The organism is Arthrobacter sp. 9MFCol3.1 (assembly GCF_000620385.1).
Lineage (GTDB): Bacteria > Actinomycetota > Actinomycetes > Actinomycetales > Micrococcaceae > Arthrobacter.
Genome location: NZ_KK211132.1, coordinates 1 through 16,500, shown reverse-complemented (window position 1 = coordinate 16,500; position 16,500 = coordinate 1). Strand labels below are relative to the sequence as shown.

Here is a 16,500-nt window from a genome sequence, read left to right as displayed (position 1 = left end):
TGTCTAGCGACTTAGCTGGACGGCTGATCGGCTTTTGCGGCGGCGTTGCGGTTCCGGCTGATCCGGGCACCGGTCCAGCACGCCACGGCGATGCCGGCCACCAGCACCAGGGTGCTGACCAGCTGCTTGCTGCTCTCCGGGCTGCTGAAGCCGACGGCGAAGATCAGCGCCAGGAGCACGAGCCCGAAGATCGTCAGCCCGGGGAAGCCCTTCATCCGCAGCGGCAGCGCAGTGCCGTCGCGGTCTGCCCGGCGGCGCAGGATCAGCTGGGACACCAGGGCCGAGCCCCACACCACGAGGCAGGTGGAGCCGACAAGCTGGAACAGGGCCGGCAGGATCTGGTCCGGGAAGAGCAGTTCCAGGACGGCGGCCAGGAAGCCGAAGGCCACGGAGACGCTTACCGCCACGACCGGGACCCGGGCGGTGTTGAGCTTTGAGAGGACCTTGGGGGCTTCGCCGCGCTCAGAGAGCGAGTACACCATGCGGGACGCGCCGTAGAGGTTGGCGTTAAGGGCGGACAGCAGCGCGATGACGGCGACGAGGGTGATCGCCGCACCGGCGCCGGGGATCCGGGCGACGTCGAGGACACCGGCGAAGGGGGACTTCAGGGCCGCGGAGGTTGAGGGCAGGACGGCCGCGATGACGAATACCGAGCAGATGTAGAACACGAGGATCCGCCAGACCACGGTGCGGATCGCCTGGGCGACGCTGCGCTCCGGGTTTTCCGTCTCGGCCGCGGCCACGCTGACAATCTCGGTGCCGCCGAAGGCGAAAATCACGACGAAGAGCGCGGTTGCGATGCCGCCCAGGCCTGCCGGGGCGAAGCCGGACGTGAAGTTGCCGAGGCCGGGGGACGGGACATCCGGCAGCAGGCCCAGCAGCAGGGCCGTGCCGATGGCCAGGAAAATCACGATGGCGGCGACCTTGAGGATGGCGAACCAGAATTCGAACTCGCCGAAGTTCTTCACGCCCGCCAGGTTGATGGCGGTGAACAGGGCCATGAAGATCAGGGACAGTGCCCAGACCGGGATCACCGGCCACACGGTGAACAGGAGCCCGGCGGCACCGAGGGCCTCGGCGGCGATGACCACCACGAGCTGCAGCCACCAGAGCCAGCCGACGGTGGCCCCGGCGGTCTTGCCCATGGCCTTTTGCGTGTACACGGAGAAGGCGCCGCTGTTGGGGTTGGCCGCGGCCATCTCCCCGAGCGCCCACATCACCAGGATGATCAGGGTTCCGGCGACAAGGTAGGAGATCAGCACGGCCGGTCCCGCCGCCTGGATTCCTGCCCCCGAGCCGAGGAACAGGCCCGCGCCGATGGCGCTGCCCAGTCCCATCATGGTCAGTTGGCGTGGCTTCATGCTGTGCCCCAGGCTCGGGGCGGGGACCGCGGTGGGTAGCGTCGCGGTGGACTTCATTGTCATGGCGAACCTTCGTGTGGTTTGGATCTTTGCGTCCTTATGGGACCTATTGAATTTACCGGATTTGGGCCCGGCCCCCGGCCGCCGGGCGGCCCCCGCCGTGAGAGCATGGTGGCAGTTTGCTAACTGAATCAGGGCATCGGCGGCTGTTTGTCCGGCCCCGGGCTGCTTGGGAAGGAAAAACCCATGGACGTTGATCCGCTTGATGCAAAGATTGTCCGATTTTTCACCGATTCCCCCAGGTCCTCCGTGCTGGAGGCCTCCCGGGTGCTGAAGGTTGCCCGCGCCACGGTGCAGTCGCGCCTGGACCGGATGCAGGACGCCGGCGTGATCGGCTCATGGGTGCCGCAGCCCGATCCGGCGCACTTCGGCTATCCCGTGGTGGCGTTTTGTTCCCTCACGATCAACCAGGACCTCGGCCATGACGCCGTCGTGGAGGCCCTGGCCCGGATCCCCGAGCTGATTGAGATCCACACCGTCTCCGGGAGCTCGGACCTCATGGCCCGGATAGCAGCACGCTCCAATTCGGACCTTCAGCGCGTCCTAGATGCCATGATCGCGACCAGGTCCGTCCTGCGCTCTTCCTCCGTGATCGTGCTCAATACCCACTTCCAGGGCCGCACCCTGCCGCTGCTGGAAGCCGCGGCCGCCGCCAAGTGAGAAGCATGTGACCTGAAACATTTTGCGACCGGGCGGCTCGGCCGTATCATTAGTTCTAGTCAACTTGACTATAACTAATCCGGCGGTTGGGCCGGATCCAGCCGGGCAGTCCAAGACGGGACCCGCCCGGGACCCAAGAGGGCGGGTGGATCACCGTTTACACCACAGCAGCCAACGTCTCGGAGCGCCAAACGGCGCCGCCGTCGTTGGCCATCTCCACTGTGATCTTTGCGCTGCGCCCCAGCGAGAGCTCCGGACGGCCCACGCTGTGGATCCCGCTGGTGCGCCGGATCCGCGAACCGTTCAAAAGCCTCTGGGCATTGCCGGGCGGCCCGCTGACACACTCCGAATCACTCCAGGACGCAGCGTCGCGGAACCTGCGCGAGACCACGGGCCTGGCCCCGAACTACCTCGAGCAGCTCTACGCCTTTGGCGGGCTGCACCGCTCGCCCACCCAGCGCGTCGTCTCGATTGTGTACTGGGCACTCGTCCAGCCCACGGAGGCCGCGCTTGCCGACGAATCGGAGAACGTGCGCTGGTTCCGCGCCGACCGGCTGGGCGAGCTGGCCTTCGACCACAACTCGATCGTCGACTACGCGCTGTGGCGGCTGCGCAACAAGATGGCCTACGGCTCCATCGCCTACCACCTGCTGGGCGAGTACTTCACCCTCGCCCAGGTCCGGGAGGTCTACGAGGCCGTCCTGGACCGCGAACTCGATCCCGCCAACTTCCGCCGGCAGGTCAAGGCCACCCCGGAAATCGAAGAAACCGATCACTATCTGCAGGGCGGCAAGCACCGCCCGCCCCGCCTCTACCGCTTCACCGGCCGCCCAGGCCTCGACCCAGACAACAGGAGCACACCATGAGCAGCGTCAACACGGCAATCCAGCTGATCACGCGCGAGCAGGCCACCACCATGGCGCGCGGCGCGGCCGCCTCCACCTGCAGCCCCGCGCTGGCCCGCGGGCCCTGGGACTACGACCTCGCCGAGGCCCTCGCCGGAGTGCCCGCCTACGGCCCGGGTGCCTCCTCCACCGACGTCGCGCCGGCCTCCACTCCCCGGCAGGGCCAGCTCCCCGAAGAGTACAAGCTCGCTTCCGACGCCGAACTCGACACCCGGATCCGCGCCGCCAAAGCGGCACTGGGGGACCGCGCCGTCGTGCTGGGGCACTTCTACCAGCGCGACGAAGTGATCGAATACGCCGACTTCGTGGGCGATTCCTTCCAGCTCGCCAACGCCGCCCTGACCCGGCCGGACGCGGAGGCCATCATCTTCTGCGGCGTGCACTTCATGGCCGAGACGGCGGACATCCTGTCCCGCCCCGACCAGGCCGTGATCCTGCCCAACCTCGCAGCGGGCTGCTCCATGGCGGACATGGCGGACATCGACTCGGTCACCGAGTGCTGGGAACAGCTTGAGGAAGTCTTCGGCACCGAGCCTGACGCCGAGGGCCGGGTCCCGGTCATCCCGGTCACCTACATGAACTCCTCCGCAGCCCTCAAGGGCTTCTGCGGCGAGCACGGCGGGATCGTCTGCACGTCCTCGAACGCCGCGACGGTGCTGGAATGGGCGTTCGAGCGAGGCCAGCGGGTGCTGTTCTTCCCGGACCAGCACCTGGGCCGCAACACCGCCAAGGCCATGGGGGTGCCGCTGGAGCAGATGCCGATGTGGAACCCGCGCAAGGACCTCGGCGGCAACGACGAGGCCACCCTGCTCGATTCCCGGGTGATCCTCTGGCACGGCTTCTGCTCGGTCCACAAGCGCTTCAACGTGGGCCAGATCGAAAAGGCCCGCGCCGAGTTCCCCGGCGTGCAGGTGATCGTGCACCCGGAATGCCCCATGGAGGTGGTCGATGCCGCCGATTCCGCCGGCTCCACCGACTTCATCAAGAAGGCCATCGCCGCGGCCACGGAACCCACCACGTTTGCGATCGGCACCGAGATCAACATGGTGAACCGTCTCGCCGCGGAATACCCGCAGCACACCATCTTCTGCCTGGACCCGGTGATCTGCCCCTGCTCCACGATGTACCGCATCCACCCCGGCTACCTTGCCTGGGTCCTGGAAGCGCTCGTCCGCGGCGAGGTGCTCAACCGGATCACGGTGGACGAGGACGTGGCCGCCCCGGCCAAGGTAGCCCTGGAACGCATGCTGGCGGCGCGGCCGTGACCAGGCGGCTCGTGATTGTCGGCAGTGGGATTGCGGGGCTCTACGCCGCGCTGCTCGCCACCGACGCCGCCACCGAAGGCGGCCGTGACATCGAGGTGGTCCTGCTGAGCAAGGGGACGCTGGAGCAGAGCAACACCTTCTACGCCCAGGGCGGCGTCTCGGCCGTGCTGGCACCGGAGGATGCCGCCCCCGGGGACTCCGTGGCGGCGCACATCGCGGACACTCTCGCCGCCGGCGCCGGGCTGAACGATGCCGAGGCAGTCCGGGTCCTGTGCACCGAGGCTGTCCGGGACATCGCCGGCCTGGGCCGCTACGGCGTGCAGTTCGACGCAGGTCCCGACGGCGGACCGGCCCTGGGCCTGGAAGCGGCACATTCGGCGCCGCGCATCCTGCACGCCGGCGGGGACGCAACGGGCGCCTGCATCGCCCGCGGGCTCGTCGCCGCCGTCCTCGAGCGCGCCGTCCTGGATCGTGCCGGCCACGGCCGGCTCCGGGTGGAGACCAGCGCGTTCGTCACCGGGCTCCTGACCGGACCGGACGTCCGCCCGGACGTCCTGTCACAGCCCGGCAGCGCGCCCCTGACGCCGGCACGGGTCACCGGCGTGGCCTACCTGGCCGGCGGGCGGCACCAGGAGCTGGCTGCCGACGCCGTCCTGCTCACCACCGGCGGTGCGGGGCGGCTCTTTGCCCGCACCAGCAACCCCTCCGTCGCCACCGCCGACGGCCTGGCCCTGGCCTGGCGTGCCGGCGCCGCGGTGCGGGACCTCGAGTTCTTCCAGTTCCACCCCACCACCCTTGCCGCCGAGGAGGTCCCCGGCGGGCCGCCGGCCCTGCTCATCTCCGAAGCGGTCCGCGGCGAAGGCGCGGTGCTGCTGGACGCCGCGGGATACCGCTTCATGCCCGACTACCACCCCGACGCCGAACTGGCGCCCCGCGACGTCGTCTCCCGCAGCATCGCCCTGCACCTGGCCGCCACCGGGGCCGCGCCGGACAGCCCGGTCTACCTGGACGCCCGCGGCCTCGAGGCAGAGCGGGGCGCGGGCTTCCTCGCCGGGCGGTTCCCGACCATCACGGCGGCCACCCGGGCCGCCGGCTACGACTGGACCGCAGAGACCGTACCCGTGTCCCCGGCAGCCCACTACTGGATGGGCGGCGTGTGCACGGACCTGCGGGGCCGCACGTCGGTACCCGGTCTGTATGCCGCCGGCGAGGTGGCCCGCACGGGCGCCCAGGGGGCCAACCGGCTGGCGAGCAATTCGCTGCTGGAGGGCCTCGTATTCGGCCGCCGTGCGGTCGAGGACTTCCTGCGCGCACCCGTGCCGGCGACGGACTGGCCCGCGCCGGCCACCGGGGACTTCCACCCCGGCAGCCCCGTGACGTCCCCGCCGGCTGAGACTCCCACGGGGGCGACCGGCGCCGCCGGTGCCGCGGAGGTCCCGTTCAGCCGGGCAGCCCTGGGCAGGCTCATGACCGCGGCCGCAGGGGTCACGCGCACGGGCGCCGACCTCGACGCCGCCGCGGCCCAGCTGGCGCAGTGGGGAACCGTCCTTGAAGCCCGCGGCCTGGCCGGGCTGGACCAGGCCGGCCACGAGGACCGGAACCTGCTGCTGGCCGCGGAACTCCTCGTGGCGGCGGCCCGGCAGCGCACGCACTCCATCGGCGCCCACTACCGGGCAGACAACGCCGCCACCCCAGCCTTCACCCATTCCATGCAAAGGATTTCCTCGTGACCACCACTGCCCACGCAACCGCTGCCCCGGAAACCCTGCCAACACGCGCCGCGGCGCTCGCCGGGAGCCTGCCCGAGGCCGCCGTCCTGGCCGTCCTCCGCGCGGCGCTGCAGGAGGACGCCCCCTATGGGGACATCACCTCCCAGACGCTCATCCCCGCGCAGGCGCGGGCCACCGCGGTGCTCAATGCCCGCGTTCCCGGCGTGCTGAGCGGCGGGGAGGTCTTCGCCGCGGCGATGCAGCTGACGGACCCGGGCGCCGCCGTCGAACTGCTGGTCCACGACGGCGAGGCCTTCGCCGCCGGAACCGCCCTGGCCCGCGTGACCGGAAACGCCAGGGCCGTGCTGCTGGCCGAACGCGTCGCACTGAACCTCGTCCAGCGGATGAGCGCCATCGCCACCAAAACCGCCGAGTTTGTGGCGCTCGTGGACGGCACCGGGGCCCGGATCACGGACACCCGCAAGACGACGCCGGGGCTGCGGGTGCTCGAACGCTACGCCGTGCGCTGCGGCGGCGGCGCCAACCACCGCTTCAGCCTCTCCGACGCCGTCCTGGCCAAGGACAACCACCTGGCCGTCCTCACCGGCGGAGACCCGGCGAAGCTGACCGCGGTGCTGCGCGGCGCCAAGGCCCAGCTGGGCCACACAACCCACTTCGAGGTGGAGGTGGACACCATGGAGCAGATCGAGCCCGTCCTTGCCGCCGGGGTGGACACCATCATGCTGGACAACTTCTCCCTGGCCGAGCTCGCGGCCGGCGTGGGGCTGGTGGGCGGCCGGGCCCGCGTCGAGGCCAGCGGCAACGTCAACCTTGCTACCGTGGCGGACATCGCGGCCACGGGGGTGGACGTCATCTCGATCGGCGCCCTGACGCACAGTGTCACGGCCCTGGACCTCGGCCTGGACATTGAGCTGGATGTCGCGCCGGCCGTTGAGTCCGGCGCCGGTCCGGCGGCCGGCTGAGGCGCACCGTGATCTTCCTCGACGCCGCAGCCACCACCCCGGTCCGCCGCGAGGTGCTGGAGGCCATGTGGCCGTACCTCACGGGCGAATTCGGCAACCCGTCAAGCCATCACTCCCTGGGTGAGGCGGCTGCCTCGGCGCTCGCAGGGGCCCGCGCCGCAACCGCCAAGGCCCTCGGCTGCCGGACCGGGGAAGTCGTCTTCACCTCCGGCGGCACGGAAGCGGACAACCTCGCGGTCAAGGGCATCGCCCTGGCCCGGCGTGCCGCCGATCCGCGCCTGGACCGGGTGGCGATCAGCGCCGTCGAACATCCCGCGGTGGAAGAATCCGCCAGATACCTCGAGCGGGTCCACGGCTTCGCCGTCGATGTGATCCCCGTGGACCGCTTCGGGCAGGTGAGCGAAGAGGCCCTCGCCGCCGTGCTGCAGCCCGGGACGGCCCTGGTGAGCATCATGTACGCCAACAACGAGGTCGGCACGGTCCAGCCCATCGCCCGGCTCGCGGCGCTGGCCCGCGCCCACGGGGTGCCGTTCCACACCGATGCCGTCCAGGCCGCCGGCTGGCTGCCGCTGGACACGGGCGCGCTGGGCGTGGACGCGCTGAGCATTTCCGGCCATAAGCTGGGCGCGCCCAAAGGCAGCGGCGCGCTGTTTGTGCGCGGCCGGGTCCGGATGGAACCGCTGGTCCACGGCGGCGGGCAGGAACGGGGCCGCCGCTCGGGCACCGAAAACGTCGCCGGCGCCGTGGCGCTCGCAACGGCCCTGGCGCTGCCGCGGGAGCCGGCCGGGAGCGTGGCTGCCCTCCGCGACGGGTTCATCGACGCCGTGCTGGCCGGTGTTCCCGGCGCGCAGCTCACCGGCCACCCCACCGAGCGGCTGCCCTCGGTGGCCTCGTTCTGTTTCCCGGGCACCAGCGGCGAGTCCGTGCTGCTGGAACTCGAGCGCCAGGGCGTGGTGTGCTCCAGCGGATCCGCGTGCGCGGCGGGCTCGGATGCGCCCTCTCCCGTGCTGCTGGCCATGGGCATCGCCCCCGAGATCGCCCAGACGGCGGTACGGTTCAGCTTCGATTCGACCGTGACGGCAGCGCAGTTGCAGGAGGCGGCGGCCGCGGTCCGCACCGCCGTCGCCGGCGTCCGCACCCTCGGCCCAACTAGCTAGCAGCAGGGGCCGTTTTGGGCGCCCAGAACGGCCCCTGCTGCGAGTCAGCTGGGCCGGCGAGTCAGTTGGGCAGGCGGGGCGTTGGGCGGGCGAAGTCAGCGGTGGCGGGCGCGGCGGAAGATCCAGTGCCGCAGCATCGTGAACCGGACGGCGGTGGCGGCGAAACCGGAGAGGGTGGTGGTCCACAGCTCCTCGGCCACGGTGGCCTCCGGGTTGACCCAGTGCAGGACGGCCAGGCTGCCGCCGGTGATCAGCAGCGCGACGAAGATCACGATCAGGCCGTTGAGGTGGTCCCGCTTCATCCGGCGGCGTTCAGTGATCTTGAACGTCAGGCGCCGGTTGAGGGCGGTATTCATGAACGATGTCAGGATCAGGGCCGCCGCGTTGGCCGGCTGGGCACCGAGCCAGGGCCGGGACAGGGCGTACAGGGCCAGGGAGGTCAGGGTGCAGACAATGCCGACGCCGGTGAACCGGATGAGTTGCCGGACCACGGGGTAACGGAGGATTCCGCGGTACCGCCGGGTCTTCGGGCCGCGGACGACGGCGGGGGCAGGGTCAAGCTGTTCGAGCTGGGACTCCATCCGCTCAGTACAGCTCGCCCACGGGGATGTCCACGGCCAGCCGGTTCGCCGGGCCCGCCAATGGACATGCCCAGGCCTCGTTGTAGGCGCACGAGGGGTTGTAGGCGAAATTGAAGTCCAGGATGAATTCGGCCTGGGGCCCGGTGCCCCGCACGCCGTGGAAAGCCCCCTTGATGGTGTCCAGGAGGTAGCGTCCCGCGCCGTAGCTGCCGCCGGGCTGGCCCGCGGTGGCGTCACGGAACGGCACGAAGATGCCGCCGCCGTAGCCCCTGAGCTTCCAGACCGCGAGCTGTCCCATCTCGGGAAGGTCGAAGGTGCCCAGCCGCACAAACCGGACCAGGCCGTCGGTCCCGGTCTCCACATTCATCTCCCGCCCGGCGCCCTCGGGGGTCAGCGGGACGTGGAAACGGTAGATCGGATCGTAGTCCGCCGTCTTCAGGCCGCCGAAAGCGGCCTTGGCCTCGGCGGTCAGCGCGGAGGCCGGGTGGGTGCCGAACATGCGGTCCCGCTCCTGGCGCCAGTAGGAATGCGCCTCGGCCGGGCTGTCCGCGGCGATCTTCCGCGTCGTGGCGTAGAGGGCAAAGGTCCGCAGCCGCCAGTCCGCGATATCGAGGGCCGACATGCCTGCCACGTCGCCCTGGTCCCCAAAGTGCGTTCCGTCAATGTGCTGTTCGGCCATGCCCCCAGCGTATCCGCTTTCCCGGGACCGAAATTTGGGTGCCGAAATTGTGCCCGGAATCCGGGGCCCGACCCGCGCGCCGGATACCCCGTTCCGGCGGACCCTCCGGCCGTAGACTTTCGCGCATGCGCAACCCCCTGCAGAACGCGGCCGCCGGCATTACCCCCAAGAGCCCCGGCGGCACACCGGGCAGTCCCGGGCACGCGCCGGGCGCCGGACGCGCGGCGGCGTCGCTGGCGGAGCTCGTGACGTACCGGACCGTGTCCATCCGGGCCGGGAGGACCTCCCGGGCCGGGGCCGGAGTGGAGACAGCCGAGTTCGAGTCCTTCATCGCCGCGCTGCCCCGGTTGTATCCGGCGGTCCATGCCGCCTTGGAACTGGAGCGTGTCAACGGCCACGCCCTCCTGTACCGGTGGCCCGGCAGCGCCGTGGCGGAGGACCCGGCGGCCGGGCACCGGGCGTCGGTGCTGATGGCGCACTACGACGTCGTCCCGGCGGACGACCCGGGCGAGTGGACACACCCGCCGTTCTCCGGCCACAACGACGGCACCTTCCTGTGGGGCCGGGGGACACTGGACGACAAGGGCCAGCTCGTGGCCATCCTGGAGGCGGCCGAGCGCCTGCTGCTGGCGGGGTATGCGCCCGCACATGACCTCTACTTCTCGTTCGGCAACAACGAGGAGACGGCCGGCAACAGCGCGGCGGCTGCCGCGGACCTGCTGGCCGGCCGCGGTGTGCTGCCCTGGCTCGTGCTGGACGAGGGCGGCGCCGTCGCGGGCGGCGCCTTCCCGGGGGTGAGCCGGCCGGCCGCCGTCGTCGGCGTGGCCGAAAAGGGAATCCTGGACGTGGAGCTGCTGACCCGGGACCCGGGCGGACACGCCTCCACGCCGCCGCGGATGGGGGCGACGGCGCGGCTGGCCCGCGCCATCACCCGGATCGAGCGCAGCCCGTTCCCGCAGTCGCTGCCGGAGGTGACCGCCGAGATGCTGCGCCGCTTCGGCCCGCACATGCCGCCGCCGCTGCGGGCCGTGTTCGCGAATGTGGCACTGCTCCGGGTGCCGATCACCTGGCTCTTCGGCCGGCTCGGCAGCGAGACCAACGCCATGACCCGAACAACCGTCGCCATCACCACGCTCGAAGGCAGCTCCGGGGCGAATGTCCTCGCCGCCACGGCGAAGGCCAACGCCAACATCAGGGTGGCGGTGGGGGACACGGTCGAGGGCACCATGGCACTGCTGCGGAGAATCATCCGCGACCCGAAAGTCGAACTGCGCGTCGTGGAGGGCAACGGCCCGTCCCCGGTGTCGCCGTCCTCGGGGGCCCAGTGGGACCTGCTGGCGGACTGCATCGGGCAGGTCTTCCCCGAGGCGATCATCACCCCCTACATCATGATGGGCGGCACCGACTCGCGCCGTTTCACCGGGATCTGCGGTGCCGTGTACCGCTTCGCGCCGTTCTTCATGGACGTCCGGGCCCGCGGCTCCATCCACGCCGTTGACGAAAAGATTGGCCTGGAGACGCTGGAGCAGGGCGTCCGGTTCTACGAAACACTGATGCGGGAGCTCTGAGTCATGCGGCGCCCCGGCTACGCTGGCACCATGACTGGGACGGCCCCTTCGTCAGGATCAGGCACCGCAGGAATCCGGAGTGCTGCGCTGCGCACCGGCGCGGCGCTCGCGGTCGCGGCGGCAGCCCTTTCGGGCTGCAGCAGCGACGGCAAGGGGACGCCGGTCTGGACCGCAGGCAGCAGCGCGGCGGACAGTGCGAGTGAGCGTGCGGTGCCCTCTGCCGCCACTGGTCCCGCCGCCTCGGCCAGCGCTACCGCCTCTCCGGGCTCGAGCGCGGCGGCCTGGAAGGTCTTCACCGACCCGGCAAAGACCGTCAGTTTTGAGGTGCCGCAGGACTGGATTGTCCAGTCCGTAGTTCCCGACGCCGGTGCGCTGCCCGGGGCGCTGAAGATCACCGTCAAGGACGCCGACGGCGCCTACCTGGCCACCTTGCAGACAGGCCTGCCACCGCAGCCTGCCGCGGCCTGCGCGGCCGAGGCAGCACGCAACTACGTCGTGGTCAGCAGCGTGCCGGTGGACCTGCCGCACGCCGGCGGCGGGGGAACCATTGACCCGCACGTGGTGTTCCGGGTGATCCAGGGCTATAAGTACTTCGGCTCCTACGGCATCACCAATGTGGTGGGCGGCGACGGCGGGAAGAGTTGCGCGTTGCAGAACGTGGTCCGTGGCCCGGCGGGCAAGGGGGACTATTCATTCGGGGACCTGACGGTGCTCAAAGCGTTGGCCCCGGACCAGAAGGTTGCCCCCGCCAAGGCGTTCGACACTCTCGACCAGGCGGCCAAGTATGTCAACGAGGGGTCCGAATTCGCGAACGTCCAGCGGATGCTAATGTCTCTGAAGATCAAAAACTAGTCCCGCCCGCCCGCACATCCCCTGGCCGTTGACGGCGACTTCCCTTGCACCCACCTCACATCCCACACCCGGAGACAGAGATACATGGAACGCGCCGTAGCCGCCCGCCTGGCCTTCAAGACCGTTGCCGAGACCAAGGTGGCTCTGGCCGTGGCCGTGGCCCGGAACGCAGGGTACGACTCGATCGAAGAATCGCTCAGGGTGACCGCGGGAGGCGGGGACGTGCCGCTGACTGAACTCTCGGACCACCACGGCGGGCGCTTCCACTACATGGAATTCGCCGAGCCCACTGACGTGCTGGTTGAGTACTCGGCCACCGTCACCGGCTTCGCGCTGCCCGAGGAGCCCGGGCTCATGGAACTCATCCGCTATGTCCGGCCCAGCCGCTACGCGGAGTCGGACCGGCTGCTGCCCACTGCCTATGCCGAATTCGGCGGGCTTCAGGGCGAGGAGTTGCTCCGCGCCGTCCGCGACTGGGTCTTCAACGAACTGCGCTACGTCAGCGGATCCTCGCGGGGGACCGACGGCGCGGTCGAAACCCTGCTGCACCGCCGCGGCGTCTGCCGGGACTTTGCCCACCTCGCCATTGCCCTGCTGCGATCCAAGAACGTCCCGGCCCGGTTGGCCGCCGTCTACGCCCCAGGCCTGACCCCGATGGACTTCCACGCCGTGGCCGAGGCGCACATCAACGGCGCCTGGCACGTCATCGACCCCACGGGGCTGGCGCCGCGGGCGAGCATGCTGCGGATCACGGCGGGGCGCGACTCCTCGGACACCGCCTTCCTGTCCACCGTGGGCGGCAGCCTGTCCCTGAAGGAACTCAGCGTCACCGCCGTCGTCGACGAGCTGCCCCAGGAAGACCCGGCGCAGCTGGTCGCCATCCACTAGGCCGGCCGGCGCGCCGGCGCACGCCCGGCGTACGGTTTCAGCGTACGGTTTCAGCGCACGGTTTCAGCGTACGGAGACCGCGGCGCGGAGCTTCTCGGTCAGCCGCAGCAGCTCCTGCTGTTCGGCGGCGGAGAGGGCCGGGCCCACGAGCGCGGCGATGTCGCGCACGTGTTCCCGGCCGATCTGCTTCTGCAGGTCCCGTCCGGCATCGGTGAGCCGGATGAGGATCCCGCGGCCGTCCTCCGGGGCCGGTGTCCGTTCAACGAGCCCGCGCTTGTCGAGCCGCTCCACCAGCCGGCTCAGGCTGGACTGGCTCAGCAGCACGTTGTCGTTGAGCTCGTTCAGGCGCAGCCACCCGGAGGGGCAGCGGGAGAGCGTGAACAGGACGTCGTACTCATTGAGCGCCAGGGCTTTGAACGCCGGCGCCGCCTGCAGTTTGCGCATCACCGCCACCTGGGCCCGGAACAGGGATTCCCAGGTTTCCGCGGCCAGGCGTACCGGCGATTCTGTGGCCTTGACGGGCATCATGACCCCTGGACGGTGGTCTCTGACGCGGCGGCCGCGGCGGCATCGGTGGGCCCCGCTGCCAGCGCCGCGGCCACCCGGCCGGCGTGCGTCGGCGGTTCGGGCACGTGCGCCGGCTTGAGCGCGGCATATTCCTTGCGCAGCACCGGCAGCACTTCCTCGCCGAACAGATCCAGCTGTTCCAGGACGGTCTTCAGCGGCAGGCCCGCGTGGTCGATCAGGAAGAGCTGGCGCTGGTAGTCGCCGAAGTACTCCCGGAACGTCAGGGTCTTTTCGATCACTTCCTGCGGGCTGCCGACGGTCAGCGGGGTCTGGGACGTGAAGTCCTCCAGCGAGGGGCCGTGGCCGTAGACCGGGGCGTTGTCGAAGTAGGGGCGGAACTCCTTGACGGCGTCCTGGGAGTTCTTCCGCATGAAGAACTGGCCGCCGAGGCCCACAATCGCCTGGTCCGCCTTGCCGTGGCCGTAGTGCTCGTAGCGTTCGCGGTAGAGGCCGATCAGCTGCTGGTAGTGCTCCTTGGGCCAGAAGATGTTGTTGGCGAAGAAGCCGTCACCGTAATACGCCGCCACTTCGGCGATCTGCGGCGTGCGGATCGAGCCGTGCCACACGAAGGGGGCGACGCCGTCGAGCGGGCGGGGGGTGGAGGTGAAGTTCTGCAGCGGCGTGCGGTGCTTGCCGGACCAGTTCACGGTGTCCTGGTCCCACAGGCGGCGCAGCAGGGAGTAGTTCTCGATCGCGAGTTCGATCCCGTCCTGGATGTTCTTGCCGAACCAGGGGTAGACGGGGGCGGTGTTGCCGCGGCCCAGGACCAGGTCCACGCGTCCGTCCGCGAGGTGCTGGAGCATCGCGAAGTCCTCGGCGATCTTCACGGGGTCGTTGGTGGTGATCAGGGTCGTGGCCGTGGACAGGATGATGCGCTCGGTCTGGGCCGCGATGTACGCCAGCGTGGTGGTGGGGGAGGAGGAGAAGAACGGCCGGTTATGGTGCTCGCCGAGGGCATAGACATCCATGCCGATCTCTTCGACCTTCTTGGCGATCGCCACGGACGCCTTGATCCGCTCGTGCTCCGTCGGGGTGCGCCCCGTCGTGGGGTCGGTGGTGATGTCGCTGACGCTGAATACGCCGATCTGCATGGTGTGCCTTTCCGTGGCCGGAGTGGATCCGGGAGCTGGTTCTACTATAGCCGATATACATGCGTTTGCATTTATCGACCGGTATAACGCCTGCCACGGACGGATATTCCCGCACGTTCCGGCCGGGTTGCCCGCCCCTTTTCCCGGCCGTGTTGCCGGCCGCGTTCCCGCCTCCGGAGCTGGCGCGGGCCTAGGATGCAATCAACCGGCTGGCCGCGAGGTGCCCGCCCTCCCGGAAGGCCGCCATGCGCCGTGTTGTCGCTTTTCTGTGTCTGGTGGAGCTCACCAGCGGAATCCTGCAGGGCTATTACACGCCCATCCTCACCGATATCGCCCGGCACCTGGGGATCCACGACGCCGACGTCAACTGGTTCGAGGCTGCGCAGCTCATGGTCAGCGCCCTCGCTGTGCCGGTGCTGGCCAAGCTGGGGGACATGTACGGGCACAAGAAGATCCTGCTGGTTTCCACGCTGGTCACCGCTGCGGCCTCCTGGGGCGTCGCGCTCGCCCCGGACTTCTGGACCTTCCTGGCCGCGTGGTCGTTCCAGGGTTTCTACGTGGTCTGGCTGCCCCTGGAAATTGCCCTGATCTTCAGCCGCGTCCATCAGCTGCCCGACGGCGCCGCCCGCACCCGGCGCGCAGCCGGCGTCCTCGTCGGGGCGCTGGAGGCCGGTGTCATCGCCGGGGCGCTCGCCGCCGGGGCGCTCGTGGAAGTGTTCGCGGGCCAGCTGCAGCTGGTGCTCCTGGTCCCTGCGGTGGCCGTGTCCGCATGCTGGTTCGCCGTCCGGTTTGGCGTGCCGGAGTCGCTTGAGCGCAGCGGCGGACGCGTGGACACCCGCGGCTTCACGCTCCTCGCCGTCGGACTGCTGCTCATCACGTCGGGACTGACTTTCATGCGCCTCAATGGAGCCGGCGCGTGGTGGCCGTGGGCGCTGGTGGGAGCCGGAATTCTGGTGTTCATTCCGTTCGCGCGGTACGAGCTGCGCGAGGCCGATCCACTCGTGGACATCCGGATGCTGCGGGGCAAGTCCATGTGGCCCGTCCAGCTGACCGCAGGGCTCTTTGGCGTCTCGGTCCTGGGCGCGCAGGCCCCGCTGTCCACCTTCGCCCGGACCGACCCCGCGCTTCACGGCTACGGTCTCGGGCTGCGCGCCGGGCAAGTCTCCATCATCATCGGCGTCTATGTGCTGGCGCTGCTGGTGGGCGCCCTGCTGTATCCGGTCGTGACCCGCCGGCTCACCCCGCGCTGGACCCTCGTGGGCGCCGCCACGCTCGTGGGCCTGGGCTACCTGCTGTTCCTGCCGTTCCATGGCAGTCTCACCCAGGCGCTGGTCAACATGGCGATCGCCGGTGTCGGCTCTGGGGCCCTCGTGGCGGCGCTTCCTTCGGCGGCCGCGGCGGCGGCGCCCCTCAACCGGACCGCGATGGCCACGGGCCTGACCAACACCACCAAGACCATCGGCGGGGCCTTCGCGTCCGCAGTGTTCGGCATCGCCCTGCTCAGCCACGTCCTGGCCGAGGCCGGGGCCGGCGCGGGGGAGGCCGGTCAGACCGCGGCACCGCTCGCCGGCTACCTCACGGTATGGACCATCTGCGGGGTCACCGGGCTTGCCGCGGCCGGCGCGCTGGTGATGGTGCCCCGCCTGGCCTTCTCCGACCCGGCGGCAGTGGCCGCCGCCGCACCGCTCGGGGCCGGCTCGCACTAGCGGTACCCTTCCTCCTCGGCGACTGAGCAAGTATGTTCTTAGCGTGACGGGTACGCGGAGGTACGAGTGGGGGCGCGCGGCGGCCGCGGCCGTCCTGGTGGCAATCAGCTTCGTGCTTTCGGGATGTTCCGCGTCGCGGCTGGCGCCGGCCAGTACGGTGGATGCGCGTGCGGTGCTGGCGGCGTTCAAGTCCCGGGACATGGTGGGGCACCTGCAGGCGCTGCAGCGGGTGGCCGATGCCAACGGCGGGAACCGGGCCTCGGGCACCCCGGGGTATGAGGAATCGGCCCGCTACGTCGAGGAGCAGCTGCGCGCGGCCGGGTATGCGCCGGTGCGGCAAAGCTTTACGTTCAAGGAGGACGGCCGGCGCGGCAAGACGGTGGAGTCCTTCAACATCCTGGCCGACACCGGGGGCAGTGCCGAGCACACCGTGGTGGTGGGCGCGCATCTGGACTCCGTGCAGGAGGG

15 protein-coding genes and 1 pseudogene are annotated in these 16,500 nt (G+C 70.2%); 11 read left to right on the top strand and 5 right to left on the bottom strand.

What is annotated here, in order from left to right; translation table 11 throughout:
- Nucleotides 1–11 precede the first annotated feature (11 nt).
- Entirely contained in the window at nucleotides 12–1,424 is a 1,413-nt protein-coding gene (locus tag C560_RS0120250; RefSeq protein ID WP_026539586.1) for an amino acid permease, read from the bottom strand.
- Nucleotides 1,425–1,607: 183 nt separating this feature from the next.
- Between C560_RS0120250 and C560_RS0120245 the strand changes: the two genes are divergently transcribed.
- From C560_RS0120245 to C560_RS0120220, 6 genes are all read left to right on the top strand, one after another.
- Nucleotides 1,608–2,081, top strand: coding sequence for an Lrp/AsnC family transcriptional regulator (locus C560_RS0120245; protein ID WP_018775756.1), 474 nt, complete (start codon nucleotides 1,608–1,610; stop codon nucleotides 2,079–2,081).
- Nucleotides 2,082–2,230: 149 nt separating this feature from the next.
- Nucleotides 2,231–2,947, top strand: a complete 717-nt coding sequence (locus tag C560_RS0120240; protein ID WP_026539585.1) for an NUDIX hydrolase — start codon at nucleotides 2,231–2,233, stop codon at nucleotides 2,945–2,947.
- The gene (gene nadA, locus C560_RS0120235; protein ID WP_026539584.1) at nucleotides 2,944–4,251 is read left to right on the top strand and encodes a quinolinate synthase NadA; all 1,308 of its coding nucleotides are present in this window, start codon (nucleotides 2,944–2,946) and stop codon (nucleotides 4,249–4,251) included. The genes C560_RS0120240 and nadA overlap by 4 nt, the downstream gene beginning before the upstream one ends.
- Nucleotides 4,248–5,981 (top strand): L-aspartate oxidase, encoded by a 1,734-nt coding sequence (locus C560_RS0120230; RefSeq protein ID WP_026539583.1) that lies wholly within the window; start codon nucleotides 4,248–4,250, stop codon nucleotides 5,979–5,981. Before nadA ends, C560_RS0120230 begins: the two co-directional genes overlap by 4 nt.
- A 35-nt stretch (nucleotides 5,982–6,016) precedes the next feature.
- The gene (gene nadC / locus C560_RS0120225; protein ID WP_051533303.1) at nucleotides 6,017–6,943 is read left to right on the top strand and encodes a carboxylating nicotinate-nucleotide diphosphorylase; all 927 of its coding nucleotides are present in this window, start codon (nucleotides 6,017–6,019) and stop codon (nucleotides 6,941–6,943) included.
- A gap of 8 nt (nucleotides 6,944–6,951) precedes the next feature.
- A complete protein-coding gene (locus C560_RS0120220) occupies nucleotides 6,952–8,100 on the top strand; it encodes a cysteine desulfurase family protein (protein WP_026539581.1) in 1,149 nt (382 codons plus the stop codon).
- A 95-nt stretch (nucleotides 8,101–8,195) separates the two neighbouring features.
- Here C560_RS0120220 and C560_RS0120215 read toward each other — a convergent pair whose 3' ends face one another.
- Nucleotides 8,196–8,681: a GtrA family protein gene (locus C560_RS0120215; protein ID WP_026539580.1), complete on the bottom strand. Its 486-nt coding sequence runs from the start codon at nucleotides 8,679–8,681 to the stop codon at nucleotides 8,196–8,198.
- Nucleotides 8,682–8,685: 4 nt separating this feature from the next.
- Nucleotides 8,686–9,360: a DUF1684 domain-containing protein gene (locus C560_RS0120210; RefSeq protein WP_026539579.1), complete on the bottom strand. Its 675-nt coding sequence runs from the start codon at nucleotides 9,358–9,360 to the stop codon at nucleotides 8,686–8,688.
- Nucleotides 9,361–9,485: 125 nt separating this feature from the next.
- On the opposite strand from C560_RS0120210, the gene C560_RS0120205 reads away from it, so the two are divergent.
- The 3 genes from C560_RS0120205 to C560_RS0120195 all read left to right on the top strand — a co-directional run bounded on the left by C560_RS0120205 (nucleotide 9,486) and on the right by C560_RS0120195 (nucleotide 12,668).
- Nucleotides 9,486–10,928: a M20/M25/M40 family metallo-hydrolase gene (locus C560_RS0120205; protein WP_026539578.1), complete on the top strand. Its 1,443-nt coding sequence runs from the start codon at nucleotides 9,486–9,488 to the stop codon at nucleotides 10,926–10,928.
- Between the two features lie 30 nt (nucleotides 10,929–10,958).
- Nucleotides 10,959–11,780, top strand: coding sequence for a hypothetical protein (locus C560_RS0120200; RefSeq protein WP_231494409.1), 822 nt, complete (start codon nucleotides 10,959–10,961; stop codon nucleotides 11,778–11,780).
- A gap of 84 nt (nucleotides 11,781–11,864) precedes the next feature.
- Entirely contained in the window at nucleotides 11,865–12,668 is an 804-nt protein-coding gene (locus C560_RS0120195; protein ID WP_018775766.1) for a transglutaminase-like domain-containing protein, read from the top strand.
- 63 nt (nucleotides 12,669–12,731) lie between these two features.
- Here C560_RS0120195 and C560_RS0120190 read toward each other — a convergent pair whose 3' ends face one another.
- Entirely contained in the window at nucleotides 12,732–13,193 is a 462-nt protein-coding gene (locus tag C560_RS0120190; protein ID WP_026539576.1) for a MarR family winged helix-turn-helix transcriptional regulator, read from the bottom strand.
- The gene (locus C560_RS0120185) at nucleotides 13,193–14,326 is read right to left on the bottom strand and encodes an LLM class flavin-dependent oxidoreductase (protein WP_026539575.1); all 1,134 of its coding nucleotides are present in this window, start codon (nucleotides 14,324–14,326) and stop codon (nucleotides 13,193–13,195) included. Before C560_RS0120185 ends, C560_RS0120190 begins: the two co-directional genes overlap by 1 nt.
- Before the next feature lie 275 nt (nucleotides 14,327–14,601).
- On the opposite strand from C560_RS0120185, the gene C560_RS0120180 reads away from it, so the two are divergent.
- Nucleotides 14,602–16,032, top strand: a complete 1,431-nt coding sequence (locus tag C560_RS0120180) for an MFS transporter (protein ID WP_331280271.1) — start codon at nucleotides 14,602–14,604, stop codon at nucleotides 16,030–16,032.
- A gap of 43 nt (nucleotides 16,033–16,075) precedes the next feature.
- Nucleotides 16,076–16,500, top strand: a pseudogene (locus C560_RS22495) (hypothetical protein); the annotation flags it as partial.